9 protein-coding genes are annotated in these 12,824 nt (G+C 53.5%); 7 read left to right on the top strand and 2 right to left on the bottom strand.

All coding sequences use genetic code 11. The annotated features are described in order from the left end of the window. Positions 1–157 precede the first annotated feature (157 nt). The 7 genes from JT719_RS11225 to mscL all read left to right on the top strand — a co-directional run bounded on the left by JT719_RS11225 (position 158) and on the right by mscL (position 11,106). Entirely contained in the window at positions 158–1,066 is a 909-nt protein-coding gene (locus JT719_RS11225) for an NAD(P)/FAD-dependent oxidoreductase (protein WP_207433152.1), read from the top strand. Between the two features lie 124 nt (positions 1,067–1,190). Then, positions 1,191–3,656 (top strand): DUF2339 domain-containing protein, encoded by a 2,466-nt coding sequence (locus JT719_RS11230; protein ID WP_207433153.1) that lies wholly within the window; start codon positions 1,191–1,193, stop codon positions 3,654–3,656. After that, positions 3,646–4,890 (top strand): hypothetical protein, encoded by a 1,245-nt coding sequence (locus JT719_RS11235; protein WP_207433155.1) that lies wholly within the window; start codon positions 3,646–3,648, stop codon positions 4,888–4,890. Before JT719_RS11230 ends, JT719_RS11235 begins: the two co-directional genes overlap by 11 nt. A gap of 286 nt (positions 4,891–5,176) precedes the next feature. Beyond that, positions 5,177–8,305 (top strand): VPS10 domain-containing protein, encoded by a 3,129-nt coding sequence (locus tag JT719_RS11240; protein ID WP_207433370.1) that lies wholly within the window; start codon positions 5,177–5,179, stop codon positions 8,303–8,305. A gap of 155 nt (positions 8,306–8,460) precedes the next feature. Continuing rightward, a complete protein-coding gene (locus tag JT719_RS11245) occupies positions 8,461–9,999 on the top strand; it encodes an N-acetylmuramoyl-L-alanine amidase (protein ID WP_207433157.1) in 1,539 nt (512 codons plus the stop codon). Between the two features lie 83 nt (positions 10,000–10,082). After that, positions 10,083–10,583 carry an RDD family protein gene (locus JT719_RS11250; RefSeq protein WP_207433158.1) on the top strand — a complete coding sequence of 167 codons (501 nt, stop codon included), beginning with the start codon at positions 10,083–10,085 and terminating at the stop codon, positions 10,581–10,583. A 100-nt stretch (positions 10,584–10,683) separates the two neighbouring features. Then, positions 10,684–11,106, top strand: a complete 423-nt coding sequence (gene mscL, locus JT719_RS11255; RefSeq protein ID WP_207433159.1) for a large-conductance mechanosensitive channel protein MscL — start codon at positions 10,684–10,686, stop codon at positions 11,104–11,106. Positions 11,107–11,206: 100 nt separating this feature from the next. Here the strand turns inward: mscL and rlmN are convergent, their stop codons facing one another. Together rlmN and JT719_RS11265 are read right to left on the bottom strand one after the other, a co-directional pair. Continuing rightward, positions 11,207–12,289: a dual-specificity RNA methyltransferase RlmN gene (gene rlmN, locus JT719_RS11260; protein ID WP_207433160.1), complete on the bottom strand. Its 1,083-nt coding sequence runs from the start codon at positions 12,287–12,289 to the stop codon at positions 11,207–11,209. Between the two features lie 21 nt (positions 12,290–12,310). After that, positions 12,311–12,739, bottom strand: a complete 429-nt coding sequence (locus JT719_RS11265) for a thioesterase family protein (RefSeq protein ID WP_207433161.1) — start codon at positions 12,737–12,739, stop codon at positions 12,311–12,313. Between the last annotated feature and the right edge of the window lie 85 nt (positions 12,740–12,824).

Here is a 12,824-nt window from a genome sequence, read left to right on the forward strand (position 1 = left end):
TAATGCAACAATGTTGCAATAATAAAAAATTCTTCTACATTTGCCAAAAACAGTACACGTATGGCTACTTCCAGAAGAAGCTTACCTCTGCGCGAGACACGGTCGCTCCTGAGACCAGGCTTTTCCCACGGTTTGTTGCCTCTCAATACTAAAGACCATGGAAGAGAGAACCCAATTTGACGTGATTATTATTGGCGGAAGTTATGCCGGGCTTTCCGCAGCCATGGCACTGGGCCGGTCCCTCCGGCACGTACTGGTGCTGGACAGCGGTCAGCCCTGCAATCGGCAGACGCCCCACTCGCACAACTTTCTTACAAGAGACGGTGCAACTCCCACGGCCATTGCGCAGAAAGCCAGGGAACAGGTACTGGCTTACCCCACGGTTACTCTTAAAACGGGCAAAGCCGTGCAGGTAACCGGGCAGAACAGCGCCTTTGAGGTGACTACCGAAGCCGGTGCTACGTTCAAGGGCAGTAAACTTTTATTTGCTACGGGTGTGAAAGACCTTATGCCGGAGATGGAAGGCTTTGCGGAGTGTTGGGGCATCTCGGTGCTGCACTGCCCATATTGCCACGGCTACGAGGTACACCACCAGGAACTAGGCATTCTGGCCAACGGCGACATGGCCTTTGAACTAGCCAAGCTGATTTCCAACTGGTCGCCCAAACTAATAGTGCTGACGAACGGGGCACATACATTCAGCCAAGAGCAACTCAAGGCTTTGCAGAAGCACCAGATTTCTGTTGAAGAACGGGAAATTGCCTCTTTACATCATGACCGAGGATATTTACAAAATGTGGAGTTCACCGATGGCTCCACGTTGCCCTTGAAAGCCGTCTTTGCCCGACCGGCGTTCACCCAGCATTGTACATTGCCCGAGGAACTAGGGTGCGCACTAACCGAGACAGGGCACCTCAAAGTAGACATCCTACAGAAAACAACGGTGCCCGGCGTTTACGCAGCCGGTGATGCTACCACTATGATGCGAACTGTGTCCATGGCTATCGCAGCCGGAACTATGGCCGGGGCCGCCATCAACAAAGAATTGATTGAGGAGCGTTTTTAGCTTGATTTCTTCAAAGTAGGCCAAATACAACCCGAGGGACATTCTCAAAACCCTTCCAAGAACAAGCCACTCACTATTTTACAAGATAATTTGTAATATAGAGCCTAGACAATAACTGGGCTCTATGGAGGTATTTCTGCTTTTGGTGTTGGTGGTACTGGCAATCTGGTTTGGCACCCGAATCTCCAACCACTTGCAGCAGCACCGCCGCGACATGCAGGAAGTGCGGGATGAACTCACCCGCTTGCGGGAACAGGTTAGCAGGTCTACGGTTCGTCCGCCTATTGATGCCGCCGCCGCGGCAGCGCGCAGAGATGCCGCTAGTACGGCTGCCCCCTCGCGGGAAGAGATACCAGTTCCTCCTCAGCCTATCCCTTCGCCCCCACCGATGGTGGAGCCGCCAGTTTTCACCCCGAGGCCTGCTCCAGCAGAGATTCCAACTCCTGCACCAACCCCGGAACCAGTTTCAGTTGCCGCTTTTTCTCCCGCCCAGGAAACTACCATCTTACCGGAAACAGCACCAACAAGGCCTTCTTTCTTCTCGCGCAAGCTGGATTGGGAGAAATTCATCGGTGAGAACCTCATCAACAAGCTGGGGATTGCTATTCTGGTGCTGGGCATCGGGTTCTTCGTGAAATACGCCATTGACCAGGACTGGATCAACGAGGTGGGCCGCGTAGCCATCGGGTTGCTGGCGGGCGGAGCCCTGATGGGCGTGGCGCATCGGTTACGGAAAGAATACAAAGCCTTCAGTTCGGTGCTGATTGGCGGCGGCATGGCGGTACTGTATTTCACCATTGCCATTGCGTTTCATGAGTACCAGATTTTCAGCCAGACGGTGGCGTTTTTGCTCATGGTAGCTATTACAGGCTTCACCATTTTCCTGTCCATTGCCTATGACCGCATGGAACTGGCGGTGCTGGCGCTGATTGGTGGTTTCGGGAGTCCGTTCATGGTGAGCACCGGCGAGGGCAATTACATAGTGCTGTTCGTGTTTATTCTGCTGCTGAACGTGGGCATTCTGGTGCTGGCGTATTTTAAGAAGTGGAACCTGCTCAACTTCATCGCCTACGTGTTCACCATCATTCTGTACGGCGGCTGGTTCAGCACCCGGGTAGTAGAGGTACCCAATGCACCGTACGCCGGAGCCCTGGTCTTTGCCACGCTGTTTTACCTGGTGTTTTTCCTGATGAACATCATTTACAACGTAAAGGAGCGCCGGAAATTCACAGGCATGGAGATCATGATGCTGCTGAGCAACACGTTTCTGTACTACGGCGTGGGCATGTACGTGATGTCTCAGGTAGCCGAGGGCAACTATCGGGGTCTGTTCACCATTTTGCTGGGGGTGTTCAATTTCGCGTTTGCGTTTGGCTTGTACCGCAGCAACCGCGTAGACCGCAACCTGGTGTATCTGCTCATTGGCCTGGTGCTTACCTTCCTGAGTTTATCGGCGCCCATTCAGCTGGAGGGCAACTATATCACCCTTTTCTGGGCATTAGAGGCAGTTCTTTTGCTGTGGCTCTCCCAACGGTCGGGCATTCAGCTGATGAAATATGCCTCAGTGCTGGTACTGGCCTTGATGCTGGGCAGCCTCCTCATGGATTGGCTGGATTATTCTATCGCCCGCGAAGGACTGCCGCTGCTGATCAACAAACTGTTTATTACTGGAATAGTATCTGTGGCCGCACTGGCAGGTACCTGGAGCCTCCTGGGCCGCGAACAGCTAACCGATGCTCTGGCACCAAACAGGTTCTTCAAGATATACCGAACGTTGGTGGGCATCGCCTTGGTGCTGTTTCTGTACCTAGTGCTTTTACTGGAACTGCAACACCAACTGGCGCATTCCGCTTTAAGCGGAGATGTACAGGTGCTGGCAATAGGCTTTTACCATTACCTGTTCTTACTGGGTCTGCTCTGGTGGAGTGGTCGTCTGGTCAACCCCATTTACACCCGTATAACCATGGTTTTATCTGTAGTGGCGCTGTTAGGGTACATGACCAATCTGCAGCCTTCTACCACCTACATCCGCAACGGTTATCTGTTTAACGGCACCCAGACGTTAGGAGCGTTTCTGTTCCATTATCTGCCACTGTTGACTTTGCTGGTTTTACTAGCGGCAGCGCTCAGGAAGGTGCAGCAACAGTACGGCTTTACCAGCCTGATAGGAAAACTCAGTTTGTGGGCGGCGAGTGCGGCAGGCGTGTTCTTGTTCAGTTATGAGCTGGAACATCTCTGGTTGCTGACCTCCCACCCTTCCGCGGCCGAACATTATGAAACGCTGCGCCACGTGCGCAAAATTGGGTATCCTATCTTGTGGGGCGTGACCTCGTTTGGGCTCATGATGGTGGGCATGTCCCGGAAAATCAAAACCCTCCGGATCATCTCCCTCAGTTTGTTCTTCCTCACGCTGCTCAAGCTCTTCCTGTTTGATGTGCGCGATATGACCGAAGGAGGCAAGATTGCCGCTTTCATCTGCCTGGGCTTGCTCCTGCTGGTGATTTCCTTTATGTACCAAAAACTGAAAAACCTGATCCTGGAGGGAGACACCACCCCTACAGATCAGGCCCCGTTAGCCCATGAAGAGTAAGCTATTCCTCCTGGCTCTTGGCTGGCTGCTGGCCTTTCAGCCCACCTGGGCGCAGGACTTTGCGTGGCAGGCCCAACTGGCTCCGGTGGCCCAGCCAGGCTATTACCGCATTCTGCTTTCCCCTCGGGTGGTGGGCCACTCCCAGCCTAACCAGGAAGACATTCGGCTCTTTGATGCAAAGGGACAGACTGTGCCGTACCTGTTGCGCACCGAGGTGCCCGTGCAGTACCGCACATTGTTCAAGCCGTACCAGATTTTGCGTTACACCCGCCAGCCGGGTGGCATTTCTGAGTTGCTGGTGCACAATCCGCAGAAGCGTGCCATCAACAACATCAGCCTGCTCATTGGCAATGCCGAGGTCCGCAAGCAGGTTTCTTTAAGCGGAAGCGATGATCAGCAGAACTGGTATGTACTCAAAGAACAGGATCTGCTCTATGCCATCAGAAACACCCAGAAAACCGCCGAGGTAAAGCTGCTGGACTTCCCGCTTAGCAATTACCAATATTTCCGGCTCCAGCTCAACGACTCTACCAGTGCCCCGCTCAACATCTTGAAAGCCGGTTACTATGACACCTACTCAGAGGCAGGCAAGTACACGCGCATTCCGGTCCAGTCCTTCAGCCGGGTAGACAGCACCGAGAACCACACCACGTATCTGCGGCTGAGGTTTGGGCAACCGGTGTACCCAGAGCAGATAGCATTTTACATCTCGGCCCCAGCTTTGTACCATCGGCCTGGTCAAGTAGTGTTGGGCGAACAACAAGGGCATGAGCGCCGCAGAAAGCGAAGAAGACGCGCCAGGTTGGAAGAAACTTCTGTCCCACTACTGCTGCATTCCAATGCGCCCGCGGTACTGGACCTGCCCCGCCAGAAAGTGGAAGCCTTAACCATTCAGATTGAAAACGCTGATAACCCGCCGCTCACCATTGACTCTGTGCGGGTGCTACAGCTCAACCGGTATCTGGTAGCAGAATTGGCGCCCAATCAAACGTACACCTTGAAATTCGGAAGCGAGAAGCTGACTGCGCCTGAGTATGACCTGCAGTTTTTCCAGGACAGCATTCCGCAGAATATTCCCGTGGTGGAGACCAGGCAAATCCAATCATTGCAGGCAGAAAAGAAACCGTCTCCCCGCAGCTCTACCATTCTGATCTGGGCCGCTATTGCGCTTCTGGCGGTGGGGTTGGGCTATATGACCGTACGTTTATTGCGTGATATGGAGAAAAAAGGCTGAAAACAGCCATAGCTTCTTCAGTTCACCCACTTGAGCTTACTTCAGGAGAATTCCTGAAGAAAAGCCGCTTCGGATAGATTTCCAAAAGTTAGAAGTTTTACCCAAAGGCGTTCTTGACCTGTTTTCCTGAAAACAGGTCAAGAACGCTTCACTTGGTTTGCCCACCTTCCTGAAATTTTCAGTAGCTTACTGCTTCTATTCCTAAACACAAAGCAAACAAACCAGCATGCAAACACCTTTACCACAACGGTTCGTCCGGCGGTGGCTTCCCCTGCTTTTAGGCGGAATGACGCTTTTGGCCCCGCTTTCCGGGGAGGCCCAGAAAAAATCAGCTCCCAAGGCTTCCAGAAATAAAAAGGCCGTTCAGGACCCTTACCCGGCCAAGTTGTACAACGGGCTTACCTGGCGTTCCATTGGGCCGTACCGCGGCGGGCGTTCTGCTACTGTCACGGGGGTGCCGGGCAAACCTAACCTGTACTACTTTGGCAGTACCGGCGGGGGGGTATGGCGCACCAAAGACGGCGGCTCCAGTTGGGAGAATATCTCTGATAAATTCTTCGGTGGGTCCATTGGAGCAGTGGCTGTGAGCGAGGCAGACCCCAACGTGATTTACGTGGGCGAAGGCGAGAAAACCGTGCGGGGCAACGTGTCTTCGGGTTTTGGGATGTGGAAGTCGGTGGATGCGGGGCAAACCTGGCAGCACATCGGCCTGAAGGATTCCAAGCATATTACGCGTGTACGCATTCACCCCAAGAACCCTGATCTGGTGTATGCGGCAGCCTTGGGCAACATCTATGCGCCGAATGACATGCGCGGCGTGTACCGCTCCAAAGATGGGGGCAAAACCTGGGAACGCGTGCTGTTCGTGAACAACGAGGTGGGCATGGTAGACCTCATCCTTGATCCGGTAAACCCGCGGCACCTGTACGCCACCTCCTGGCGGGTACAGCGAACGCCGTACAGCCTTTCCAGCGGCGGACCCGGCTCCGGCATCTGGAAAAGCACCGACGGAGGCGACACCTGGAAAGAAATCTCCCGCAACAACGGTCTGCCCAAAGGCACGCTGGGCATTATTGGCATCACGGTGTCGCCGGTGAACAACCAGCGCGTGTGGGCTTTGGTGGAAGCCGAGAATGGGGGTTTGTTCCGCTCCGAAGACGGTGGTCAGAACTGGACCAAGGTGAACGATGACCGCAGTCTGCGCCAGAGGGCCTGGTACTACACCCGCGTCTACGCTGATCCACAGAACGAAGAAGGCGTGTACGTGCTCAACGTAGGCCACCACTACTCCACCGACGGCGGCCGCACCTTCAAATCCATCCGGACCCAGCACTCTGACCACCACGACCTCTGGATTTCCCCGGAAGACCCCAAGCGCATGATCATTGCCGATGACGGTGGTGCCCAAGTGAGCTTTGACGGCGGCGAGAACTGGAGCACCATGGACAACCAGCCCACCGGCCAGTTCTACCGCGTAGTCACGGATAACGCGTTCCCGTACCGCATCTACGGAGCGCAGCAAGACAACAGCGCCATCCGGATTGCCCACCGCACCACCGGCCGCAGCATTGGCATGCATGACTGGGAAGAAACCGCGGGCTCTGAAAGCGCGCACCTGGCCGTGAATCCCAAAGACCCGGATGTGGTATACGGCGGCAACTACGGCGGTTTCCTGGGCCGCATAGACCATAAAACCGGTTTTGAGCGCACCATTAACGTGTGGCCAGACAACCCGATGGGCCACGGCGCCGAGGGCATGAAGTACCGCTTCCAGTGGAACTTCCCTATCTTCTTCTCGCCACACAACGCCAACCGGCTGTACACCACGTCCAACCACGTACACGTCACCACCAATGAAGGTCAGAGTTGGGAAGTCATCAGCCCGGATCTCACGCGCAACGACAAATCTAAGCTAGGACCATCGGGTGGACCCATCACCAAAGACAACACCAGCGTAGAATACTACGGCACCATCTTCGCGGCCATGGAATCTCCCGCTGAGGAAGGCGTGATCTGGACCGGTTCAGACGATGGCCTGGTGCACGTAACCCGTGACGGAGGCAAGACCTGGACCAACGTAACGCCTAAGATTCTGCCCGAGTGGAGCATGATCAACAGCGTAGACCCGCACCCTACGCAGAAAGGTGTGATGTATATGGCGGCTACCTTGTACAAGACCGGCGATTTTCAGCCCCTGTTGTTCAAAACCGCAGATTACGGCAAAACCTGGACTAAAATCACCACCGGTATTCCGGCCCACCATTTCACCCGCGTAGTGCGCGTAGACCCTAAACGCCCAGGCTTGCTGTATGCGGGTACAGAGTATGGCATGTATGTCTCGTTCAACGACGGGGCTTCGTGGCAGCCGTTCCAGATGAACCTGCCGCTGGTTTCCATCACCGATCTCACCATAAAAAACGACAATCTCATTGCCGCCACCCAGGGCCGGGGCTTCTGGATCATAGATGACCTTACGCCCTTGCACCAACTCACGCCTCAGGTGGCCAGCAGCAAGTTCCACCTGTACAAGCCCATGCCCTCTTACAAACTGGCAGGCGGCAACTCGGCTAATACCAAGTTTGAGGGCCAGAACCACCCCGGGGGCGTAATGGTACACTTCTACCTGCCGCAGGCCCCGGATACTGCCACTACCGTTTCTCTGGAGATTTTGCAGAAAGACGGCAAATTGATCAGGAAGTACGAGAACAAAGCGAAAGACCCCACGAACAAACTGGAGATAAAAGAAGGCATGAACCGCTTTGTCTGGAACATGCTGTACCCAGAGGCCTCGCGGTTTGAAGGCATGATTCTGTGGGGCGGCGGTACGCAGGGACCTAAAGCCGTGCCGGGCACCTACAAAGCCCGCCTAACACTGAACGGCCAGCCGCAGGAAACTGAGTTCGAGATTTTGCCCGATCCCCGCAGCCAGACTCCGCTCGCCGATCTGCAGGCCCAGCATGACTTCCTGATCTCCGTGCGCGATAAACTCACCCAGACGCATGACGCCATCAGCAAAATCAGGGAGGCCCGTACGCAGATCAACAGCGTGACCGCCCGTTTTCAGGACCGCCAAGACATGAAGGATGTACTGGATGCCGCCAAAGCGATGAACAAAAAGATGACTGAGGTGGAGGAAACCCTTTACCAAACCAAAAACCGCAGCGGCCAGGATCCTTTGAACTTCCCCATCAGGCTGAACAACAAACTGGCGAATCTGGCCTCGCAGGCATCGGTAGGTGACTTCCGGCCTACGGATCAGATGTACGCGTTCCAGAAAGAAGTAACCGCTCAGATAGACGAGCAGTTGCAGAAACTGAATCAGGTGTTCGCCACCGATTTACCGGCCTTGAACCAACTCATCCGGAGCAAGAACGTGGATGCCATCATGCTCAAAGAGAAAAAAGAAACGAAGTAGTTTCCCGCAAACTCTTCTAGAGTCCCGCTGCCTGTTCGTGGCGGGACTTTTCATTTTAAGGCAGTTTTACCTAAAGCAAGCCTGAAACGGAGGTCGTCCTCGTTTGGCGGGAACATAGCAGAAGCCTTATATTGCCCCTCAGACCAACGCTCCCTATGAAATACTTCCCCCTGCTGCTCCTTAGCCTTTTGGCGCACATGGCTACGGCTCAGACCCAACCTGTAAAATCAACCCCGGCTACTAAATCCATCACCCAATCTGGCGTAGATTCGCTGCAGGTGGAATACGTGCAGACCCAACCCAATGAGGAATTGTGGCTGCAGCCCGGCGACCGCCTGAATGTACAGGTGAAAGCCAAAACTGGGCTAAAGATTAGCCTCTGGAACCAACACCCGCTGCAGGAACTGCCCGCCGAACAGAACAAAGGCGAAAAAGGCCTGTACGTGTGCTCCTACATTGTGCAGCCTTCGGATAAACTTAACAACCTGAACCTCCCTGTTCTGGTAGACGACACCACCGATCTGTATCCGTACACCGTTTTCGGGACCAAAACCAAAGTCACCATCCTGAACCCGGCGCAGCCCATCTATGGCTTCACGCAAGGCAAAATGCCGTACATGAACTATGGTTTGGGGGCCGACCGATTGGGTGGCGCTAAGGTTGGCTACCTGGATTCTCTGGTGCGGGTGCAGATCAATGGCAAAGTGGGCCGCGATTACCGCATCAAACTTTCCAACACGTTTAACGCCTATATTCCCGTACAACAGGTAAAACTGGAAGGCCCCAGTACCTACCCTGGCGAGAGCCTCACCAGCTCCTGGAGCGTTTCCGGTGATGACGCCAACGGCAAGTATGATTACGTGCGCGTAGCGGTTGGGCAGCGGTTGCCTTACACCTCGTACATGGATGTGAATCCGTCCCGAATTGTGGTGGATGTGTACGGAGCCGTTTCCAACACCAACTGGATGACCCTGCACCGCAGCCTGCGCGAAGTCAGGAATGTGCAGTACCAGCAAATCGCCTCAGACGTGTACCGCGTGATCATTGACCTGAAACATCCGCAACCGTGGGGCTACAGCGTGGGCTATCAGGGCACGTCACTGGTGATCCGGGTGAAACGCCAGCCAGAGAAACTGAAGCTGAAGCATCTTACCATTGCGGTAGATGCCGGGCACGGGGGCACCAATGTGGGCACCAAAGGCAAAACCGGCGTTCCGGAGAAAGAAATCACCCTCAAAATAGCGCAACTCCTCAAAAAAGAACTGGAAAAGCGGAAAGCCAGGGTAGTGATGACCCGTGAGGCCGATGTTACCTTAGACAACTCAGAACGCATTCTCCTGCTGAAACAGGCCCAGCCCGATCTTCTGGTGAGCATTCACGTGAATTCCTCCGGTCGCGCAGAAGTACAAGGCACCAGCACCTATTACCGGCACGTAGCATTCAGGCCGCTCTCCCAGGCGCTTTATGAAGAGGTCCTGAAACTGGACCTGAAAGAGTTTGGGAACATTGGCGGCTTCAACTTCGCCCTGAACGCTCCTACAGAATACCCTAACGCCCTGGTAGAAACCGCTTTCGCCTCTAACCCCGAGGATGAGCAACGCCTGATCAATCCCCGGTTTCAGGCAGAAATGGCTAAACAAATCAGGAAAGGGATCAAACGGTTCTTAAAAGAAACCAGAAAACGAAAAAGTTAGATCTTAGCAGGAGTCAGTGCTTGGGTTTTGTTGAATTAATCCTATATTGAATACAAACTAACCAACCCTCAACCAAACCCTTTATGGAACACAACTCTACCGCTGACTCCTTTTTCTCAGACATCTATGAATCCTCGCACCAGGTGGCGTATGCCGGTTTCTGGATCAGGTTTGTCGCAGTGCTCATTGACGGAATTGTTCTCGCCATTCCTAATGTAATGCTGCAATTCCTTTTCATAGGAAGCACCATCTACAGCCAGGAAGCCATTGCCGAGAACCCTTTTATCTTCTTCGCCAGTATGGGTACCTATATTCTGGCCTCCACTCTGCTCAACCTCCTTTATAAAGCGGTGATGGAAAGCTCTTCCTGGCAGGCTACTTTAGGAAAGAGAGCATTGGATCTGAAAGTGACAGATGTACACGGCCAGCGCATTTCTTTCCTGCGGGCTCTGGGCCGTTCCCTGGCTACTTTCCTTTCTTCTCTTCTCATGTGCATTGGGTACATCATGGCAGCGTTTTCTTCCCGTAAACAGGCGCTTCATGATAAAATTGCTGGCACAGTAGTAGTAAAAACACGGAGCTAATCCTCTAAAAACTACCCTCCGTAATTACTCGTACTATCTTCAACTGCTCAGGGCCCTTGCTTCTTGAGTGGTCTTGTTCTAACCTTAAATTGTTATTCTTATGGCTGTCTTGAAAGAATTCAAGGAGTTTGCCATGCGGGGCAATGTGGTGGATTTAGCAGTTGGGGTAGTCATTGGTGCTGCCTTTGGGAACATTGTTACTTCTTTGGTAAACGACATTATCATGCCTCCCCTAGGCCTTGTGGTGGGAGGAAACCATTTCAAAGACCTGAAACTGGTCTTGCGCGAGGATGTCATGGCCCCCGACGGCAAGGTAGCCGATGTTACCTTGAACTATGGCGCCTTCCTGCAGAACGTTTTTGACTTCCTTATCATCGCCCTGGCCATTTTTGCGGTGGTAAAGCTCATTAACAAACTTAAACGGAAAAAGGCCGAGTCACCTACCGTACCTCCGGCCCCTACCAAAGAAGAAGTGCTGCTCACCGAGATCAGGGATGCCCTAAGAGGTCAGAGCAGGGTATAAAAGCCTTTCTGTCTTTGAACAGTAGCACCAATCCGGCATAAAAAAAGGAGCGCCACCTGATCAGGTGGCGCTCCTTTTTTTATGCTCTGTCTGGAAATTGTTAGACGTTCTCTTTCTTGTCTTTGATGGCCAACTGACCACAGGCGGCATCAATGTCCTTGCCCCGGCTGCGGCGTACGTTCACCTGTACGCCTCTGTCTGCCAGGTAGCGCATGAACGGCTCCAAACGGTCATCTTCCGATTTCTGGAACAGCCCGCCCTCAATGGGGTTGTACTCAATAATGTTCACCTTGCAGGGGATGATCTTAGAGAACTGCAGCAGTTCTTGCGCATCCTCTAAGGTATCATTGAAGTGGCTGAGCAGAATGTACTCATAGGTCACCTTGCGGCCGGTTTTCTGGTGATAATACACCAAGGCCTCCTTCAATGCCGCCAACGAGTTAGACTCGTTAATCGGCATAATCTCGTTGCGTTTAGTGTCATTGGCGGCATGCAAGCTCAAAGCCAGGTTGGCTTTAATGCCGTCATCGGCCATTTTCTTGATCATCTTGGCGATACCGGCGGTACTTACCGTGATACGGCGGGCGGCCATGTTCAGGCCATCGGGCGCGGTGATGCGCTCAATAGACTTCATTACGTTGGCGTAGTTCAGCAACGGCTCGCCCATGCCCATGTACACGATATTGGTCAGCGCCCTGCCATAATGCTGTTCGGCCTGTTCCTTGATGCGCACTACCTGGTCATAGATCTCATCGGCGTTGAGGTTACGGATGCGGTCCATCTTGCCGGTGGCGCAGAAAGAGCACGTCAAGGAGCAACCCACCTGGCTGGAAACGCAGGCCGTCATGCGCTTAGGGTGCGGAATAAGCACACCTTCCACGATGTTGCCGTCAAACAGCCGGAACGTTGATTTTATGGTGTAGTCATCGCTGCGTTGGCTGGTGTTCACTTCCACGCTGTTGATGGTGAAGGAACGCTCCAGTTTCTCGCGCAGCGGCAGACTTATGTTGTTCATCTCTGAAAATGAGGTAGCCGTCAGTTTCCAGATCCACTCGTAAACCTGTTTGGCGCGGAACGGCTTCTCCCCGTTTTCCGTCATCCAGGCCTTTAGTTGGTCCAAAGACAGTTTCCGGATGTCCTGCCGGTTCAGAATCTCTATATCTGGGATCAATGTGGTACTCATACTACAAAGGTACAAAATATCTCACGCTTTAGTTTCCAGCCGCTCCAGTGCTTCTGGCGGAATTGTCTGGAGCTTGCGGGCGCTGTAGTCAAAGCACAGCATGCCGGTTTTGGCGTGCGCTATTTCCTTGCCGTTTTGGTTAGAAAGGCGGTAAACCAGATCAAAGCCGTACTTGCTGAACTCAGTGGGGTGCACCTGTACGGTGAGCACATCTCCGTAGAAGCCTTCGCCTTTGTACACAATGCCCACATCAGACATGATGAGCCCGGCTCCGGCAAAATCCATCTCAGAATAGCCATGTTCTTTCAGGAACCGCACCCGCGCCTCGTGCAGGAGACTCAGCAGCGCATCGTTGCCCAGGTGATTGCCGTAGTTGAGATCGGTGATCCGGATGGGCAGCTCGGTCTGGAAGGAGAAATGGTCGGGAAGGTCTATTTTGATGCGGGCCACTTTATTAATTGGGAATTAAGAATTAGGAATTGAGAATCTGGGCAAAGATAGGGTATGGTGGCAGCAGGATGGCGTTTTGGGTCTG

Origin of the sequence: Sabulibacter ruber, assembly GCF_017355955.1 — a bacterium.
Classification (GTDB): domain Bacteria; phylum Bacteroidota; class Bacteroidia; order Cytophagales; family Hymenobacteraceae; genus Nibribacter; species Nibribacter ruber_A.